We start from the raw sequence: 18,218 nt of genomic DNA, 5'->3' as shown, positions 1-18,218 counted from the left end.
CGACCTGACCCAGCTAGTTCCGCAACACCGCACAGCTGCCGCCGGCGCGCCTGAGCCGGTCGCAGAAGGCGCTCGCCTCACGCACGGTCTGCATCGGCAGGCGGACGCGGTAGAAGGGCGCACGGCCCCGCCCCGCGATGCGCGAGCCGAGGATCAGCGTCGGGCGGTCGGCGAGGAGCGAGGCGAAGCGCTGCACCACAGTCTGATAGGAGCGGATCGCGCGAGCCTTCGAGACGTTGCCGGCGAGTTGCACGCCGAAGGGCGCATAGACGCCTTCCATCAGGGCAGGCGGTGAATATCGGCGGATCGCGGCCACGGTCGGCAGGCAATCGGTCTTGTCGGTCGTCGGATCGGGTGGGGTTTCGCCTGCGCCCGGCCGCCACTCCTCGACACTGCGGCCGGTGATGAAGCGGACATAGGCTTGCGTCTCCAGCGGCAGAAAGCCGCCCTGCCCCAGCCATCGGGAAACCCGCGCCGGCCCGGCATTATAGGCCGCAGCGGCAAGGCCCAGATTGCCGAACTGCGCCTTCAGCGCGGCGAGATAGGCGGCAGATGCCGGGATCGCGGCTTCCGGATCGAAGGGGTCGGCAAGGCCGCGTTCGCTGGCCGTGCCGGGCATGAACTGGGCGATGCCCTGCGCGCCGACGGGGCTGGTGACATGCGGCCGGAAGCTGCTTTCGCGCCAGATCAGCCGCGTGAAGAAGGCGACCGGCAGCTTGCTCTCGCCCGCCGCTCGTTCGATCAGCCGGCAGACCGTCTCCGCGACGCTTTCCTGCGGCTCGGCCGCAAAAACCGGCTGAGCCGCGCAGAACGCGGCCCAGATCAGCGCTCCGAAAAGCGCCGCCCCCCTCACACCGCGTCCAGCGCCTGCGCCAGATCGGAAATCAAATCCTCGATGTTCTCGATGCCGACCGAAATGCGGATCAACGCGTCGGTCAGGCCGATCTCCTCTCGCAGTTCGCGCGCCACGCCCGAATGCGTCATCGCCGCCGGATGCGAGACCAGGGTCTCAGTGCCGCCGAGCGAGACTGCGAGCTTCATGATCTGGAGGTTATCGAGCAGCGCGAAGGCCTCCTTCTCCCCGCCCTTCACGTCGAAGGCAAAGGTGGAGCCAGCCGCCGTGCACTGCCGGTCGAAGACAGGCTTGCGGGGGTCGTCGGCCGCGAGCGCGCCGAGATAATGGACACGTGCGATCTTCGGATGCGCGGCGAGGTATTCCGCCACCAGCTTGGCGTTCTCATTGGCGCGGCTCATGCGGATGTCGAGCGTCTCGAGCGAGCGCATCAGCATCCAACAGGAGTTCGGGTCGAGCTGCGTGCCGAGCGAGCCGCGCCAGCCCTTGACCTGTCGGACAAGGGCGTCCGAGCCGCTGATCGAGCCGCCGACGAGATCGGAATGGCCGCCGACATATTTCGTCAGCGAGAGCAGCGAGAGGTCGGCGCCGTGCTTCAGCGGCTTCTGGTATTTCGGGCCGAGCATGGTGTTGTCGACCACGACCGGCGGGCGATGGCCCTGCGATTTCTCCAATTCGTCGGCGATCATCGCGCAAGCGGCGAGATCGACCAGCCCATTGGTCGGGTTGGCCGGCGTCTCGACCAGGATCATGCCGACACGCCCCTTGGCGGCCGCTGCCTTCGCGGTCGCGCGCATCTGCGCCACGTCGAGCCCGTCGGTGAAACCGAAGGGCGTCACGCCGAAGGCGCCCATCTGGTTCTTCAGCAGGGTTTCCGTGCCGCCATAGAGCGGGCGCGAGTGGATGATGGTGTCGCCCGGCCGCAGGAATGCGAAGCAGGTCGTGGCGATCGCAGCCATGCCGCTGGCGAAGACGGCACAGCGCTCCGCCTCGTCCCAGATGGCGAGGCGGTCCTCAAGGATTTCCATGTTGGGATGGTTGAAGCGGGAATAGACCAGGCCGGGCTTCTCTCCGGGCTTCGGCTGGCGGCGGCCCGATGTGAAGTCGAAGAAATCCTTGCCCTGCTGGGCATTCGCGAAAACGAAGGTCGAGGTGAGGAAGACCGGCGGCTTGAGCGAACCTTCCGACATCGCAGGCGAATAGCCGAAGCCCATCATCAGGGTCTCGGGGTGCAGCTTGCGATTGGCGATCCGGTCCTTGTGATAGCTGTCGTTGCTCATGATGGCCTCGCTGTCTGGACGCTGGCGGGTTCGCTCTGACAATCAGGATAATCCCACAGCATGACGATTGCTTGGATTCATCCAACTCCCTATGAGACCATTTTGGCAACTTACTGCCAATGATCAAAGTATGGGGAGCAGATCATGCTCGACAGCGTCGATCGCCGCATGCTCGCCGTCCTGCAGGAGGATGGCCGCATCACCAATCAGGACCTGTCGCAGAAGGTCGGCCTGTCGCCGACGCCCTGCCTGCGCCGGCTGAAGCGGCTCGAGGAAACCGGCGTGATCCAGGGCTATTCGGCGACGGTCGATCCCAAGGCCTATGGGCTGCCGTTCAGCGTCTTCGTCTCGGTCAGGCTGTCGCAGCAGACGCAGGAGCACATCGCCGAGTTCGAGAAAGCCGTCGATGGCTGGAGCGAGGTGACCGAATGCTACCTGATGACCGGTTCGCAGGACTATCTCCTGCGCGTGCTGACCGACGGCATCGAGGGCTATGAGCGCTTCCTGAAGCAGAAGATGACACGGCTCAAATGCATCCAGTCGGTCGAATCCAACTTCGCGCTCGCCACCGTCAAGAAGCGCGTCGGCCTGCCGCCGATCTGAAGTCTACCGGCCGCCGAACAGGGCATCGGCCGCCGCATTCGCCATCTGGCGCGGCTGATGGGCCACCCCCGGCACGACGATGTCGCGCCAGCGGCTTTCGACACCGAGACGCTTCGCCTCGCCGGCCGCCACCGACAGGAAGCGCTCGCCCCGCGCCAGTCGGTTCGGCCCTTGCGCCTCTGCGCCCCTGCTCTTGTTGAGCTGGGGATGGTCGGGGTCGATGTCCCGTTCGCCCAGCATCACCCAGAGCGGCTTGGCCAAGGCAGCCATCAGAGTGGCTTCCGTCGCCGGGGTGCCGTCGAGGGAATAAGGATATCCGAAGCCACCCGCGCCGTCGCGCCAGACCGGCAATGTATAAAAGCCCGCATTGGCGCTCACGGCCGTCGAGTACCGGGCCTCGGGCAGCAGCAGCGCCATGCGGTGGACGAACTGGGCGCCGGCGGAATGACCGAAGAGCACATAGCTCGTGCCAGAGATTCGACCGCTTTTCAGCGCCCGGTCGAAGAAGCGCTCGATGACAGCATAGACCCACCGGGCGCGATCCGGCTCGCCACGCACGCCGCCCTGCTGGAACAACCGCGTCGGGAACCTCTCCTTGTCGAAATGCGGAGCGGCGATCACGAGCGCGTAACGCTCGGCCGCCTCCACCCAGTTCTCCCGCGCGGCCTCGGCATCGCGATTGAGCCCATGCAGCGAAATCACGAGCGGGCAAGGCCTGGCCGCACAGGCCCTCGGCAGGTAGGTCTCGACATTGATCATCTCCGCGCCGGAAGCGGAAACATCCTCGTGCAGCACATGGCTGCGCCCGACCTCCTGAAACGGCGTCAGATCATGGGCCCCGGCGCCGTGAAGCCCGAGCCATGCCAGCAGCGCGAAAGCCGTCGCACGCCTGATCATCGCTGTTTCGTTTCCTGCCGCACGATCGCAGCGATCCTGCGCGCGAGGAGGCCTTCCCGCAAGCGCGTCAGGCGCCCTTGCCGCGATCCATCGCGCGCCGAACCACCTGCGTGACCTCGCTGTCCGACAGGAAGAGATCGTGCCGCAGCATGCTCCAGCCGCGGCCGGAGGTGTCGGCGACACGCACGCCCAGCGCTTCCAGGCGGGTGCGGTCGGCCGCACCGGCGCGGGCGACGCCGCCGGCGATACGCGCCGACACCGCCAGCGCGCGGTCGCCCGGATCGATGATCAGCGTCATGCGGCGGGCGAGCGGCCCGAGCTTAGAAACAGTCTGCTCGAAGGCGTCGATGTCGATGTCCGGAGAAGCGAAGACGACCGAGCCGATGCGGGAATAGACGTCGGCCTGATCGCGCAGCTCGCGCAGGCCTTCCAGCGTCAGGAAGGTGCCCATCGAATGCGCGACGATATGGATGCGGCCGACGGTCGGGTTCGCGACCAGCGCCTGCAGCGCCTTGACGAAGCCGTCGCGCGACCAGAGCGCGCTTTCGCGGTCATAGGCATAGTCGAAGAGCTTGCCGCCCGACGGCCAGGAGAAGATCGCGGTGCGACCCTGGAATTCGAGCGAATGCGAAAGCTGGCCGGCGCTGCGGGCCGCCGATTCGAAGGTCTCGTTGTAGCCGTGCACGTAGAGCAGCACGTCGCGCCCGGTGGCTGCCTGGGCGAAGGCACGTCCGGCATCCGACGATGTCTGGCTGTCGATGCCGAGCACGGCCCAGTCGCCGCTGACGGCGGAGGAGACGCGGCCAGCGATGCCGTTGCCGGGCGGGGCGAGGCGCGCCTCGGCGAAGGTCAGCGAGCCGCGATCGGAGCCGAAGAAGGGCTGGCGCCCGCCGACCGACTTGCGCGTGGTGACGACGAGCAGTTCCGGCTCCTTGCCGAGCGCCGAGGCATCCGCGCGGGTCGGCTCTGAGAAGGGCGAGACGGCAGCCTCCGTCTGCGCGCAGGCCGAGAGGGCGAGCGAGAGCAGCGCGGCGAAAGCCGCCATACGACAGAAGGGCGCGTGCCGCGAGACTGGCATCGTGTCAGGCATCCAGTGATTTGTGATCGGCCGAGTTGGCCAGCAGCGCCTTAACGACAGGCTAACGCGGCCAGAATGCGGCGGCACGAATGCTGCGACGCAATTCGCGCGAAGCTGTGGCCGGGAATCAACGGCCGCCGGAGATGATCGTGAGCGGCGCGCCGACGACGAGCCCGACGGTCGATCCCACCGTGCCGACCACGCCGCCAGCGACATCGCCTAACCGCTCGCCGAAACGCGGGCCATCGGTCGCGATTCCCCTGTCGGCCTGCAGGCGCTGGCCGATCAATTGGACAACCTTCGGGGACGATGCGAACTTGCCATGATTCAGGCTGTCGCCGGACGACACCTCGGACAGGTCGACGATGCTGGCGCCGAGCTTGGCGAGTTCGGCGATGATCTCCGTGTCCTTGGCCGAGACGGTGCCGAGGCGAGTCTTGTCGCCGGCGAAGCGGCGCGAGAAGTCCAGAGCCTTGTCGTCCGCCGAGACGAAGACGGTGACCGGCCGCTTGATCTGGCGCATCTGCGTCTTGAACACGTCGAGATCGACATCGGGCGCAGCCAGCATGACGTCGCGCAGCTTGCCGCCGAAGCTGCCGTCGCCGCGGATCGAGGCCTGCCGCAGCGCTTCCAGCGTCAGCAGCGTGCCCATCGAATGCGCGAGGATGTCCATGCGCGTCGTCCCGAGATCGCGCGAGATCGCCCTCAGATTGAGTTCGAGGAAATCGCGCGAGTAATAGGCGCTCTCGCGATCATAGGGATAGGCGATGACCTGCCCGCGCGAGGGCCAGGTGAACAGCACCGGCACGCCTTTGAAGCCGGAATCATGGACGATCTGGGCGAAGCGGTAGGCGGCATCGGCGAAATTCGTGTTGAAGCCGTGCACGAAGACCAGCACGTCGCGCTCGGAAGCCGGCCGGCGCTGGATCTCGCGGCGGACATCGGCGACGATCGGTGCGAGATCGAGCCGCTGCACATTCGTGACGGTGAAATGCTTGGCCGGATCACCCGGGCCGGAATCCGGTAGTTCCAGTTCGCCTGGCTTGTGACTGCGCGGGACGGTGAAATCGAGCTTGGCGAAGGCGAGCTTCGGACCGCGTTCGCCGTTGAAATAGACCGGCTCGGCCGAGGCCTCGCGCGTCGTAGCCACGAAGATCTCGACCTTGCCGGCAATCTCGGTCGCGGGGGCCGTATTCACTGCCAGCACGCGCGGTGTCCCGCAGGCGCCAAGCGCCAGCGGTGCGAGCAATGCCCACACAAGAACCCGAAGCCGCAACGCCTTGAACGCCGTCATGCCGGCACTGCTCTCACCGAACCGATGCAGGATCAAGATGCGTGGATGACACAGCGACGTGGGGACCGAGCGAAAGCCCCGTCTTGTCGCACGGCGGCCGGCCTTGCTAGGTGGAATCATGGCCGATCTCCCTGCATCCGTCGCCGCCCTCGCCGACGCCCTGCTCGCCGGCGAGCGGGCGGCGCTGGCGCGCGCCATCACGCTTGCGGAATCGCGCCGGGCCGACCACCGCGAGCAGGCGCAGGCGCTGATCCAGCACCTGCTGCCGAACACCGGCAAGGCGATCCGCGTCGGCATCACCGGGGTTCCCGGCGTCGGCAAATCGACGACGATCGACGCGCTCGGCAGCTTCCTGACGGCGAAAGGGCACAAGGTCGCGGTGCTCGCCGTCGATCCGTCCTCGACCCGCACCGGCGGCTCGATCCTCGGCGACAAGACCCGCATGGCCCGCCTCGCCATTGATCCCAACGCCTATATCCGCCCCTCGCCGTCCTCGGGCACGCTGGGCGGCGTCGCGGCCAAAACGCGCGAGACCATGCTGCTCTGCGAGGCGGCAGGCTTCGACGTCATCCTGGTCGAGACCGTCGGCGTCGGGCAGTCGGAGACGGCCGTCGCCGAGCTGACGGATTTCTTCCTCGTGCTGATGCTGCCCAATGCCGGCGACGAATTGCAGGGCATCAAGAAGGGCATCATCGAGCTCGCCGACATGATCGCCGTGAACAAGGCGGATGGCACTGGGGCGACCGCCGCGCGCGCCGCGGCGGCCCAGTATCAGGCCGCCCTGCACATCCTCGCGCCGGCCTCGGCGCTCTGGTCGACGCCCGTCGTCACGATTTCCGGCCTGACGGGCGAAGGGCTCGACGCCTTGTGGACGAAGATCGAGGACCACCGGGCCCGCCATGAGGCGAAGGGGCTGATCGCCGAGAAGCGCCACCGCCAGGACGTGAAGTGGATGTGGGCGATGGTCGAGGATCGCCTGCGGGCGAAGCTGCGCCACGATCCCGCCCTCAAGGCACGGACGCCCGCGCTTGAGGCCGCCGTCGCGACCGGCACGCTGGCGCCCACGCTGGCGGCGGAGGAAATCGCCCGGGCATTGGGGCTTTGAGACGGGAATGGGCGACGTGAGGCACTTGCGACCGATGGACATTCTCGTCACGGGTTTCGGCCCCTTTCCGCGCGTCCGCATCAACCCCACGATGCGGCTGGCGCAAGCCGTCGCGGCCCGGCTGAAGCGTTCCGGCCTCGATGCGCAGGCACTGGTCGTCGAGACCAGCTATGGCGCAGGCCTGCCGGCGCTTCGGACGCATGTCGCCGAGCGTCGTCCAAAGGCGGTCCTGATGCTCGGTCTGGCCGCACGGGCCCGCAACGTCCGGGTCGAGCTGTTCGCGCGCGGCCATGCCAGCCCGCTGCACCCAGACGCCACCGGCGGCACACCCGGGGCGGGAACAGGCCGCGGCCGTGCCCTGCCGCTGCGAACGACGGCCAATGCGGAAGGGGCGCTCGCGGCCCTGAGGCAACGCGGCATCCGCAGCCGCCTGTCGCCGTCGGCCGGGCGCTATCTCTGCGACGCCTGCTATGCGGCCGCTCTCACCGCAACAAGGGACGCGTCAACGCCGGTGCTGTTCGTGCATGTGCCCTGGCTGCGCCCGGCTGCCGGGCTGCGCCCGAAGCCCCGCGTCGCCTCGTTCCGGCCGGGCGCCGAGGCCCTGATCCGCAGCCTCGCTGCGACGGGAGCCGCGCTGGCGCGACAGGGGCGGTAGACGCGCTGAGCCCTCGTGCCGGAACGGCACAGCCAGACCCGGCACGGCGCTTGAACGCAGCCGCGCATGATGATGGATTCGAGGGTCTTGTCCCGGCGCCGGCTGTTGAGGGCGGCCCTTTTCGGCACAGCCGGCTTGGCGGCCACACCCGCGCTCGGGCAAGCTCCCGCGCGCAACATGGCCGGCCCGCTCGGGCAATGGGGGCTCGATGCGGGGAATTTCGGCCTCCGGCCGGGCTCGCCCGACGACCAGTCGCGCCTGCTGCAGAAGGCTCTCGGCGAGGCCGCGAAGCGCGACGCACCGCTGCTGATCGCGCCGGGGCGCTATCGCATCTCCCGTATCGCCCTACCCGACGGCGCGCGCCTGATCGGCATTCCCGGTGCGACGCAGTTCGTCGCGGCACAGGCCGGCCCTCTCCTCGTCGCCCGAGGCCTCGGGCGCGCCGCGCTCTCGGGCGTGACGCTGGACGGGCTCGGCATCCGCATCGCCGGACGCGAAGGCCTGCTGAATGCCGAGGACGTCGGCGATCTCGACATCCGCGACTGCAGCTTCGCCAATGCGGGCGCAATCGGGCTCGTCCTGAACCGGACCGGCGGCAGCGTCGAGACCAGCGCATTCCGAAACATGGCCGAATCGGCCCTGTTCTCGCTGGATTCGCGTGGCCTCCAGATCGAAAGCAACCGGGTCGAGGATTGCGGCAACAACGGCATCCAGCTCTGGCGCAGCCAGCCCGGCGACGACCGCTCGATCGTCCGCGGCAACCGGATCGAACGCATCCGGGCGGATGCCGGCGGCGACGGCCCCAACGGCAACGGCATCAGCCTCTACAAGGCCGGAGGCACGATCATCGAAGGCAACACGCTGCGCGACTGCGCCCTGACCTTCATCCGCAACAATTCCGGCTCCGGCGTGCAGATCCTCGGCAACCAGGGCAAGCGCTGCGGCGAGTGCGGGATCTATTCCGAATTTGCCTTCGAAGGCGCGATCATCACCAGCAACCTCGTCGAGGATTGCGCCCAGGGCGCCAACATCACCAATCTCGACCATGGCGGCAGGCTCTCGGTCTTCGCCAACAACATCGTCCGCAACGCCCGCAAGGGTCTCTACCCGGGCGTGAAGGAGCCGATCGGGGGCATCGGCGTCCATGTCGAGGCGGAGGCGGCGGTCACCGGCAACGTCATCGAGGGCGCCAGCGACATCGGCATCTCGCTCGGCTGGTCCTGGGGCATGCGCAACCTCGTCGCGACCGGCAACATGGTGCGCAAGACCGGCATCGGCATCTCGGTCTCGCTGGTGCCCAAGCAGCGCAACGCCTTGATCGCCAGCAACGTCATTGCTGAGGCGACAAGAGGCGCCGTCCTTGGCACGGAATACGGGAAGATCGTTACCGGCGATCTGACCAAGGCGCCCGATGCGCGGGCCGCCGGGGTCAGGGTCGAGAACAACGCTGTCGGGTGAGGTTCAGCCAGCCGCCCTGACGCGCCCGACCTCGATGCCGTTCCAGTTCTTCATCACGCTCTCGCGCAGCGGCGCAAAGGCCGCCTGCTCCGCCTCGCTCATCGGCAGGAAGCGCGCGATCAGCGCCGCCATGGCGACCTCGGCCGCCCGGCCGGCGCCATCATCGCATTTCAGCGCGATGCCGTAGCCCAGTTCGGGCAGCGAGCCGCAATAGACGCCCTCGGCGCCGGTCTTGATGAAGATGCGCTCGCGCAGCAGTTCCATGGCGCGGGTGTCGAAGCGACCCGTGCCGGCGACCATGAAGGGATGGGCTGCAGCGGCCTTGCGGATGCGGGCGGCGGCCCTGGCGCGCTCCGTCCCGAAGCCGTGGCCGGTGCCGAAGCGGGCGAAGCCGAGCGCCAGCGCCTTCAGCGGCACGGCATAGGTCGGGATCGAGCAGCCGTCCGTGCCCATCAGATCCGCGGAATGGACCACGCCCGTCACCTCCTCGAGCGCGCCGCGCACCGCCTGCTGAACCGCGTGTCCGGCCTTGACGTAACCCGCGGGGTCCTCGTCGAGCGCGCAGGCGAGGCAGACGAAGCCGGCATGCTTGCCGGAGCAATTGTTGTTGAGCGCGCTCGGCTCAGCCCCGGCCTTGGCGATGGCGCGCGCGGCGGCCTCATTCATCGGCCAATGCGCGCCGCATTCGAGGCAGCCGGCCTCCCGCCCGGCCTTTCTGAGCATGGCGAGCGAAGTCTCGGCATGGAGAGGCTCGCCGGAATGCGAGGAGACGGCGAGCGCGATTTCAGCCTCGCTGAGCCCGTAGCGATCGGCGGCGCCGCTCTCCAGCAGGGGCAGCGCCTGGATCGCCTTCACCGCCGAGCGAGGGAAGACCGGCCGGTCGATGTCGCCGGCCGAGAACACGACCGCACCGTCGGCGTCGATCACGAGCGCGGAGCCCCGATGGCGCGACTCGACCGTGTCGCTACGCGTCACCTCGGCGAGGATCGGGTTTTCCATCGTCGTCTCCATCGGCTGCGCCAAAGATGCGGATGCGCCCTGCGCCCAACGCGCAGCCTTGTGACGCCGGGTGCTCGACCTGTCAAAAGCCATGGCGCAGACTGGCAGCAACTGCCATGAGCATTGCCTCCCCCAATATAGGAAGCCTGCGAGCGGCAGGCAGGCCGGAGCCAGAGAATGTCGCCCGACTACGAGACCGAGTACAACAACCGCGCCCGCGTGCCGGAGCATCCGGAGATCATTGCCGGCTGGGCGCGCGATGCAACCGCCTATCGCTTGGAGGCGCTTTGCGAACTCGGCGTCTCCTATGGTGAAGGCGAGCGCCAGCGCTACGATCTGTTCAAGCCAGAGACGGTTCGCGGCAATGCGATCGTGATGTTCATCCATGGCGGCTATTGGCAGGCGCTAGATCCGAGCTTCTTCTCCCACATGGCGCGCGGGCTGAACCGGCTGGGCGTGCCGGTGGCGGTGGTGGGCTATGATCTCTGCCCGCAGGTCGAGCTCGGCCACATTGTCTGGGAGATTCAACAGGCGGCCGCATCGCTTTGGCAACGCTTCCGTTTGCCGGTCGTAGCGGCAGGGCATTCCGCCGGCGGGCATCTCTCGGCTTGCGCGCTCGCCACAGACTGGAAGAATGTCGACCCCGAGCTGCCGGACCAACTCGTGCCGGCGGCCTATGGCATCTCCGGCCTCTACAACCTCAAGCCGTTGACCGAAACCAGCGTCAACGGCGCGCTGAATCTGACGATGGAAGCGGCCGAGCTCGAAAGCCCGCTGTTCTGGCCGGCGCCGGCGCGGCTCACCATGGATGCGGTCGTCGGCGGTGCCGAGAGTGCCGAGTATCTCAGGCAGAGCCGGCAGATCACCGATGTCTGGGGGCTGGAGGGCGTGCGCACCCGCTATGATGAGATCCCCGGCGCCAACCATTTCACGGTGATCGCCGGCCTCGCCGATCCGGAGAGCGCGATGACGCGCCGGGTCGCCGAACTCGCAGGCGCCTGACCTGACCGCGCTTGATCTCATCATGCCGGAGGTTCTATCCAGAGCCTCAAAGCATCGGTCCGAAAAGTGCCCCCCGGTTTTCGGGAAAGCCGATGCGGCAGAACCTCCCGGAGTTCCTGATGCAGACCTTCTTCGTCGAGATCAAATGCAAGCTCGGCAAGACCTACGAGGTCGCCAGCGAACTCGCCGACCGCGAGATCGCCTCCGAGATCTACTCGACCGCGGGCAACTACGACATCCTGGCGAAGTTCCATGTCGCGACGGATGTCGATATCGGCCATTTCGTCGCGCAGAAGGTGCAGTCGATCCCCGAGATCGCCGACACGCACACGATCATCACGTTCAAGGCGTTCTGAGGCGGGAATTCGCGAGTCGCCGGAATCGCTTGGCGGCTTTTGCTAAGGCATCGATTCAGGTCCTTCACAGCCTGATTCAGCCGAACGGCCCAGCGCCATCACCTGACCAAGCGCAGCGGATCGACATCCCTGCCTGCGATTAATGCATGTTCTGCGCTTGACGACCTCCCCTCATTCGCGCGACCTCGGCTGCTCCTGACATTGAGCCGACGCCGCTGGAGCCGCCGCGATGAAGAGCAACCTGTCCCCCGATCTCCGCTCGGGCGCGCTCGTCTATCACCGTGTTCCCCGCCCCGGTAAGATCGAGATCCAGGCGACCAAGCCGCTGGGCAATCAGCGTGACCTCGCCCTGGCCTATTCGCCAGGCGTCGCCGCCGCCTGCGAGGCGATCGTCGACGATCCCGGCCAGGCCGCCGAACTGACCTCGCGGCAGAACCTCGTCGCCGTCATCACCAACGGCACGGCCGTGCTCGGCCTCGGCGACATCGGCCCGCTGGCCTCGAAGCCGGTGATGGAGGGCAAGGCGGTCCTGTTCAAGAAATTCGCCGGGATCGACTGCTTCGACATCGAGGTCGAGCAGAAGAACATCGAGAAATTCGTCGAGGTGGTCGCGGCGCTGGAGCCGACCTTCGGCGGCATCAATCTCGAGGACATCAAGGGCCCCGAATGCTTCGAGATCGAGGAGCAGCTGAAGGCCCGGATGCAGATCCCGGTCTTCCATGACGACCAGCACGGCACCGCGATCATCGTCTCGGCGGCGATCCTCAACGGGCTCGATCTCGCCGGCAAGAAGATCGGCGAGGTCAAGATCGTCGTCTCTGGCGCAGGTGCAGCAGCGCTCGCCTGCCTCAACCTCCTGGTCGAGCTCGGCGCGCAGCGTAAGAACATCTGGGTCACGGACCTCGAAGGCGTCGTCCACAAGGGCCGCAACACCCTGATGGACCGCTGGAAGGAGGTCTATGCGCAGGAGACCGATGCGCGCACGCTCGCCGAGGTGATCCCCGGCGCGGACGTCTTCCTCGGCCTGTCGGCCGCCGGGGTGCTGAAGCCCGAGATGGCCAAGGCCATGGGCGAGAAGCCGCTGATCCTGGCGCTGGCCAACCCCAACCCCGAGATCACCCCGGAGGACGCGCTGGCTGCGCGGCCGGACGCGATGATCTGCACCGGGCGCTCGGACTATCCCAATCAGGTCAACAACGTCCTGTGCTTCCCTTACATCTTCCGCGGCGCGCTCGACGTGCAGGCGACGACGATCAACGAGGCGATGAAGCTCGCGGCCGTGCGCGCCATCGCAGCGCTCGCCCGCGAGGCGACCTCCGACATCGCGGCGCGCGCCTATGGCGGCGAATCCTCGACCTTCGGCGCGACCTCGCTGATCCCGAATCCGTTCGATCCGCGCCTGATCATCCGCATCGCGCCCGCGGTCGCGCAGGCGGCGATGGCGACCGGCGTCGCGCGCAAGCCGCTTGCCGACATCGAGGCCTATCGCGAGGAATTGTCGCGCTTCGTCTTCCGTTCGGGCTTCATCATGAAGCCGCTCTTCGCCCAGGCAAAGGCGGATCCCAAACGCGTGATCTACGCGGAGGGCGAGGATGAACGCGTGCTGCGCGCCGCCCAGGTCGCGCTGGAGGAAGGGCTCGCGACCCCGATCCTGATCGGCCGGCCGAGCGTGATCGAAACCCGCGTCAAGCGCTTCGGCCTGTCGCTGCGGCCGGGCGTCGATTTCGAGGTGATCAACCCCGAGGACGACCCGCGCTACCGCGACTACGTCCAGACCTATCTCGACATCGCCGGCCGGCGCGGCGTCACGCCCGAGGCCGCGCGCGTGCTGGTGCGCACCAACAACACCGTGATCGCCTCGCTCGCCGTCGCGCGCGGCGAAGCGGATGCGATGATCACCGGCCTCGAAGGCCGGTTCATGTCGCGGCTGCGGCACATCAAGGACATCATCGGACTGGCTCCCGGCGTGTCCGACATCTCCGCGATGACGCTGATCATCACCAACAAGGGCGCCTTCTTCCTCGCCGACACCCACATCAAGAACGACCCGACCGCCGAGGAAATCGCCGAGATGACGGTGCTGGCGGCGAGCCATGTCGCGCGCTTCGGCATCGAGCCCAAGATCGCGCTCTTGTCGCATTCCGATTTCGGTGCCGCCGATACGCCCTCCGCGCTCAAGATGCGCAAGGCGCTCGCCCTGATCCGCGAGCGCGCGCCGTCGCTCGAATGCGATGGCGAGATGGAGGCTGACACCGCGCTGGTCGCGATGGTGCGCGATCGCGTGCTGCCCTCGTCCACGCTCAAGGGCGTCGCCAACGTCCTGATCTTCCCCAATCTCGACGCCGCCAACATCGCCTACCAGTTCGCCAAGGTGCTGGCCGATGCACTGCCGGTCGGACCGATCCTGATCGGTGCGGCCAAGCCGGTGCATATCCTGACCGGCTCGGTTACGGCGCGCGGCGTGGTCAACATGACGGCGGTGGCGGTAGTGGAAGCACAGGAGCGGGCGGCGGCAGCGGCAGGCTGACGGGGAACGCTCGCCGGGCGCGGACTGCGGAGACTGTTTTTCGCGCTTGGCAGGTCCCCAAAGCCGGGCTCTACTTCCTCTCGGCGCCTCCCCGTCTCACGGGTGAGTCGCCGCCAAAGGGGAGGTTTCGATGTTCGACCTCACGCGCCGCGCAGCGCCCCTCATACTGGCTGCAACGCTGCTGTTCGGCGGCGCCGGCGAAGCCCTCGCCCAGGGCGTTTTCCACCGCGGCAACGACGCCGATCCGGAGACGCTGGATCCCCACAGAACCTCCACGGTGGCGGAGGCGCATTTGCTGCGCGACCTGTCGGAAGGGCTGGTGATCCACAGCATGAAAGGCGAGGTCGTCCCCGGCGCCGCCGAAAGCTGGACGACGAGCGAGGATGGCAGGACCTGGCGCTTCGTACTGCGCGAGACGGCCCGGTGGTCGAATGGCGATCCGGTCACGGCGACGGATTTCGTCTACTCGTTCAGGCGCATGCTCGATCCGCGAACCGGGGCGAAGTACGCCAGCCTTCTCTACCCCATCCTGAACGCCGAGAAGATTCATAAGGGCAGCGATGGCGCCAGGCCCGAAGATCTCGGCGTCCGGGCGATCGATCCGCGCCATCTCGAAATCGCGCTGGAGCGGCCAACGCCCTATTTCCTCGAATTGCTGACGCATCAGACCGGGCTGCCGGTGCATCCCGCCTCGGTCGAGAGGTACGGCCGGAACTTCGTCAGGCCGGAGAACTGGGTGTCCAACGGCGCCTATGTGCTGAAGGAATGGGTTCCGAACTCGCATATCAGGCTGGATCGGAACAAGGCCTTCCACGACGCCGCCCATGTCAAGATCGACACGGTTATCTACTATCCGACGTCCGATCTCGCAGCGGCGGCAAGGCGCTTCCAGGCGGGCGAGCTGCACCTGACGACCGACATCCCCGCCGATCAGATCAAGGCCCTGCGCGCCAAGCTCGGCACGCAGGTCAGGGTCGCTCCCTCCCTGGGAACCTATTTCCTCGTCCTCAACACGCAGAAGGCGCCCTTCGACGATGCGCGCGTGCGCCGGGCGCTCTCGCTGGCGATCGACCGCGAGTTCATCGCCGAGACGGTCTGGGCCGGCACGATGCTGCCGGCCTATGGCGTGATCCCGCCCCAGATCGGCAATTACGGCGAGCGTGCCGAACTCGACTTCAAGATGGCCTCCCCCCTCGACCGGGAAGACGAGGCCCGGCGTCTGCTCGCGGCAGCGGGCTTCGGGCCCGGCGTGCCGCTGCGGCTGGAACTGCGCTACAATAGAAGCGACAACAACCGCCGCACCGTCATCGCCATCGCCGAGCAGTGGAAGGCGATCGGCGTCGAGACTTCCCTGTTCGAAACCGACAGCCCGAGCCATTTCGCCCATCTGCGCGACGGCGGCGAGTTCGACGTCGCGCGCTATGGTTGGATCGGCGACTATTCCGATCCGCAGGATTTCCTCTTCCTGTTCCAGAGCGACAATGCCGGCTTCAACTTCGGCAAGTTCTCCGACCCGCAGTTCGACATGCTGATGAAGCTCGCCGCCGAGCAGACCGATCTCGCGCAACGCGCCGCTATCCTGCGCGAGGCGGACAGCATCATCGCCCGCGAACAACCCTGGATTCCGGTTCTGTACTACTCGACGAAGAATCTGGTCTCGCCAAAGCTCGCCGGTTTCGAGTCCAATCTGCGTGGCGCCATCCCGACGCGGTTCCTCAGTCTGAAGCCGTAAAAAACGCGGGGGCGGCCCGCGTCGCCGGAGGGCATTCGCGCTCGCGCCCGCAACATGTCTCGTCTAGTAAGGGCTGCTTCCAACCCGCTGACGAGACCTGATCGATGAGCCGCATTGTCTATGTGAATGGCGACTACCTGCCGGAAGAGGACGCTAAGATCTCGATCTTCGACCGCGGCTTCATTTTCGGCGACGGCATCTACGAGGTTTCGGCGGTGATCGGCGGCAAGCTCGTCGATTGCGAGGCCCATCTCGCCCGGCTGGAGCGCTCCTGCGGCGAGATCAGACTCCCCTTGCCGTGGTCAAAGGCCGAGCTGGTCGCCATCCACGAGGAGCTGATCGAGCGCAACAACCTCGACGAGGGCGGCATCTATCTGCAGGTCTCGCGCGGCGCAGCCGACCGCGACTTCGCCTTCCCGAAGGATGTGCCGCCGACGCTGATCATGTTCACGCAGGCCCGCAGCTTCGTGAGCGCGCCGACCGTCAAGACCGGCATCAAGGTCGTGTCCACGCCAGACCTGCGCTGGGCACGCCGCGACATCAAGAGCGTCAACCTGCTGGCGCCGGTCCTCGCCAAGCAGTTCGCGGCCGAAAACGGCGCGCAGGAGGCCTGGCTGGTCGAGGACGGCGTCGTCACCGAAGGCGCCTCCTCGACCGCCTGGATCGTCAAGGGCAAGACGCTGATCTCGCGGCCTTTGTCGAACAAGGTGCTGCCCGGCATCACCCGCAAGGCTGTCCTCGCTTATATCGCCGAAGCCGGTTTCACCTTCGAGGAGCGCGAGTTCACGCTTGCCGAGGCGCTCGACGCCGAGGAGGCCTTCATCACCTCCGCCACCAGCCTCGTCATGCCGGTGACGACGATCGACGGCCACACGATCCACAACGGCGCGCCGGGGCCAACGGCGCTGCGCCTGCGCGAGATCTACATCGATTTCGCCCGCAAGGGCGGCGTGCTGGGGTGAGTGCGCGTCATGCTCGGGCTCGACCCGAGCATCTCTTTCCCGAGATTCTCGGGCCGACGCTAAACGTCGCCCGAGAATGACGGAGCAACCACCCGCTCCCCCATCACATAGGTCGCGACGACATTGCGCTCGTCGCCGAGCGTGACCAACACGAAGAGCTCCTCGGCGAGATCGCGCGCCGTCTCCAGCCGGTGCGCCATGGCGCGCTGGGCGGCGGGGTCGAGCACGACGATGTCGGCCTCGTGGCCGGGCTCCAGCGAACCGATCAGGTGGTCGAGCTTGAGCGCCCGTGCATTGCCGAGCGTGATCGCATGCAGGGCGGCGAAAGCCGACAGTGACTGCCCCTGCAACTGCAGCACCTTGTAAGCCTCCGACATCGTTCTGAGCATCGAGTAGGAGGTGCCGCCGCCGATATCGGTCGCGACCGCGACCGGCACGCCCTCTGCCCGCGACCGCGCCCAGTCGAATAGCCCCGAGCCGAGGAAGAGGTTCGAGGTCGGGCAGAACACCGCGACCGCGCCGGTCTCGGCGAAGCGCCGCCATTCCCGGTCGGTCATGTGAATGCAGTGGCCGAGCAGGCTCTTGCCGCCGAGCAGGCCGTAATGCTGGTAGATGCCGGCATAGTCGCCTGCTTCAGGATAGAGTTCGTTGGCGAAGGCGATCTCGCCCCGGTTCTCGTTGATATGGGTCTGGACATGACAGTCCGGATACTCGGCAGCCAAGCGCCCGGCTGCCTCCATCTGCTCCGGCGTCGAGGTCACGGCAAAGCGCGGGCTGATGGCGTAGAGCTGCCGGCCCTTGCCGTGCCAGCGCTCGATCAGCCCCTTCGAGTCGGCATAGCCGCTCTGCGCCGTATCGGTCAGCGCTTCCGGCGCGTTGCGGTCCATCATCACCTTGCCCGCGATCATGCGGGTGTTGCGGCGCTCGGATTCCCGGAACAGCGCCTCGGCCGACTGAGGATGGACCGAACAATAGATCACCGCCGTCGTCGTACCGTTGGCCAGCAATTCGTCGAGCAGGAAGGTGACGAGTTTCTCGGGATGCCCCTGCTGGCTGAGTTTCTGCTCCTCGACGAAGGTGTAGCGGTTGAGCCAGTCCATCAGTTGCGCGCCATAGGAGGCAATCACCTGGGTCTGCGGCATATGAAGATGCGCGTCGATGAAGCCCGGCATGATCAGATGCGGGCGATGATCGACGATCTCGGCCTCTGGCGGCAGCGTGGCCAGAAGGTCTGCCGCCTCGCCGACCGCGCGGATGATGCCGCCCTCGATGACGACCAGCCCGTCCTCGACATAGTGATGGGCGGCCTCGCCCACCTCATGCGGATCGGCGACGAACCACAAAAGGCGGCCCCGCAAGGCGCGAATGACGGCGGTTTCGCTCACTGACGCGGACTCCGGCTTAAATTCAGATCACA

Annotated in this window: 16 protein-coding genes; 9 read left to right on the top strand and 7 right to left on the bottom strand. The window is 67.0% G+C overall.

Going from position 1 to position 18,218, the window contains the following annotated elements:
* Positions 1 to 13: 13 nt before the first annotated feature.
* Both AC1RMY_RS13595 and AC1RMY_RS13590 read right to left on the bottom strand, forming a co-directional pair.
* Entirely contained in the window at positions 14 to 853 is an 840-nt protein-coding gene (locus AC1RMY_RS13595) for a lytic transglycosylase domain-containing protein (protein ID WP_492865222.1), read from the bottom strand.
* Positions 850 to 2,133 (bottom strand): cystathionine gamma-synthase family protein, encoded by a 1,284-nt coding sequence (locus tag AC1RMY_RS13590; RefSeq protein WP_492865220.1) that lies wholly within the window; start codon positions 2,131 to 2,133, stop codon positions 850 to 852. Before AC1RMY_RS13590 ends, AC1RMY_RS13595 begins: the two co-directional genes overlap by 4 nt.
* A 144-nt stretch (positions 2,134 to 2,277) precedes the next feature.
* Here AC1RMY_RS13590 and AC1RMY_RS13585 point away from each other — a divergent pair, with 144 nt between their 5' ends.
* Entirely contained in the window at positions 2,278 to 2,736 is a 459-nt protein-coding gene (locus tag AC1RMY_RS13585) for an Lrp/AsnC family transcriptional regulator (protein ID WP_492865218.1), read from the top strand.
* A 3-nt stretch (positions 2,737 to 2,739) separates the two neighbouring features.
* On the opposite strand, the gene AC1RMY_RS13580 is transcribed toward AC1RMY_RS13585, so the two are convergent.
* The 3 genes from AC1RMY_RS13580 to AC1RMY_RS13570 form a co-directional block, all read right to left on the bottom strand.
* Complete coding sequence (locus AC1RMY_RS13580; protein WP_492865217.1) at positions 2,740 to 3,633, bottom strand: alpha/beta hydrolase family protein; 894 nt, start codon at positions 3,631 to 3,633, stop codon at positions 2,740 to 2,742.
* A 67-nt stretch (positions 3,634 to 3,700) separates the two neighbouring features.
* The gene (locus tag AC1RMY_RS13575; protein WP_492865215.1) at positions 3,701 to 4,711 is read right to left on the bottom strand and encodes an alpha/beta hydrolase; all 1,011 of its coding nucleotides are present in this window, start codon (positions 4,709 to 4,711) and stop codon (positions 3,701 to 3,703) included.
* Between the two features lie 127 nt (positions 4,712 to 4,838).
* Positions 4,839 to 6,005, bottom strand: coding sequence for an alpha/beta hydrolase (locus AC1RMY_RS13570; RefSeq protein WP_492865213.1), 1,167 nt, complete (start codon positions 6,003 to 6,005; stop codon positions 4,839 to 4,841).
* A 118-nt stretch (positions 6,006 to 6,123) separates the two neighbouring features.
* Between AC1RMY_RS13570 and meaB the strand changes: the two genes are divergently transcribed.
* From meaB to AC1RMY_RS13555, 3 genes are all read left to right on the top strand, one after another.
* Positions 6,124 to 7,110 (top strand): methylmalonyl Co-A mutase-associated GTPase MeaB, encoded by a 987-nt coding sequence (meaB, locus tag AC1RMY_RS13565; protein ID WP_492865211.1) that lies wholly within the window; start codon positions 6,124 to 6,126, stop codon positions 7,108 to 7,110.
* Between the two features lie 34 nt (positions 7,111 to 7,144).
* Positions 7,145 to 7,765, top strand: coding sequence for a pyroglutamyl-peptidase I family protein (locus AC1RMY_RS13560; RefSeq protein ID WP_492865209.1), 621 nt, complete (start codon positions 7,145 to 7,147; stop codon positions 7,763 to 7,765).
* Positions 7,766 to 7,831: 66 nt separating this feature from the next.
* Positions 7,832 to 9,223: a TIGR03808 family TAT-translocated repetitive protein gene (locus AC1RMY_RS13555; RefSeq protein WP_492865208.1), complete on the top strand. Its 1,392-nt coding sequence runs from the start codon at positions 7,832 to 7,834 to the stop codon at positions 9,221 to 9,223.
* 3 nt (positions 9,224 to 9,226) lie between these two features.
* Here AC1RMY_RS13555 and AC1RMY_RS13550 read toward each other — a convergent pair whose 3' ends face one another.
* Complete coding sequence (locus tag AC1RMY_RS13550; RefSeq protein WP_492865206.1) at positions 9,227 to 10,222, bottom strand: asparaginase; 996 nt, start codon at positions 10,220 to 10,222, stop codon at positions 9,227 to 9,229.
* A 177-nt stretch (positions 10,223 to 10,399) separates the two neighbouring features.
* Between AC1RMY_RS13550 and AC1RMY_RS13545 the strand changes: the two genes are divergently transcribed.
* The 5 genes from AC1RMY_RS13545 to AC1RMY_RS13525 all read left to right on the top strand — a co-directional run bounded on the left by AC1RMY_RS13545 (position 10,400) and on the right by AC1RMY_RS13525 (position 16,801).
* Positions 10,400 to 11,224, top strand: a complete 825-nt coding sequence (locus AC1RMY_RS13545) for an alpha/beta hydrolase (RefSeq protein WP_492865205.1) — start codon at positions 10,400 to 10,402, stop codon at positions 11,222 to 11,224.
* A gap of 119 nt (positions 11,225 to 11,343) precedes the next feature.
* On the top strand, positions 11,344 to 11,580 hold the full coding sequence (locus AC1RMY_RS13540) for an Lrp/AsnC ligand binding domain-containing protein (RefSeq protein WP_492865321.1): 237 nt from the start codon (positions 11,344 to 11,346) through the stop codon (positions 11,578 to 11,580).
* A gap of 229 nt (positions 11,581 to 11,809) precedes the next feature.
* Positions 11,810 to 14,107, top strand: a complete 2,298-nt coding sequence (locus AC1RMY_RS13535) for an NADP-dependent malic enzyme (RefSeq protein WP_492865203.1) — start codon at positions 11,810 to 11,812, stop codon at positions 14,105 to 14,107.
* Positions 14,108 to 14,237: 130 nt separating this feature from the next.
* On the top strand, positions 14,238 to 15,839 hold the full coding sequence (locus AC1RMY_RS13530; RefSeq protein ID WP_492865202.1) for a peptide ABC transporter substrate-binding protein: 1,602 nt from the start codon (positions 14,238 to 14,240) through the stop codon (positions 15,837 to 15,839).
* A gap of 104 nt (positions 15,840 to 15,943) precedes the next feature.
* Positions 15,944 to 16,801, top strand: a complete 858-nt coding sequence (locus tag AC1RMY_RS13525; RefSeq protein ID WP_492865200.1) for a D-amino-acid transaminase — start codon at positions 15,944 to 15,946, stop codon at positions 16,799 to 16,801.
* A 59-nt stretch (positions 16,802 to 16,860) separates the two neighbouring features.
* On the opposite strand, the gene guaD is transcribed toward AC1RMY_RS13525, so the two are convergent.
* Entirely contained in the window at positions 16,861 to 18,186 is a 1,326-nt protein-coding gene (gene guaD / locus AC1RMY_RS13520) for a guanine deaminase (protein WP_492865198.1), read from the bottom strand.
* Positions 18,187 to 18,218 lie beyond the last annotated feature (32 nt).

This window comes from Allobosea sp. GW822-FHT03F07, from assembly GCF_058801345.1.
This window is presented reverse-complemented; position numbering and strand designations above follow the sequence as displayed.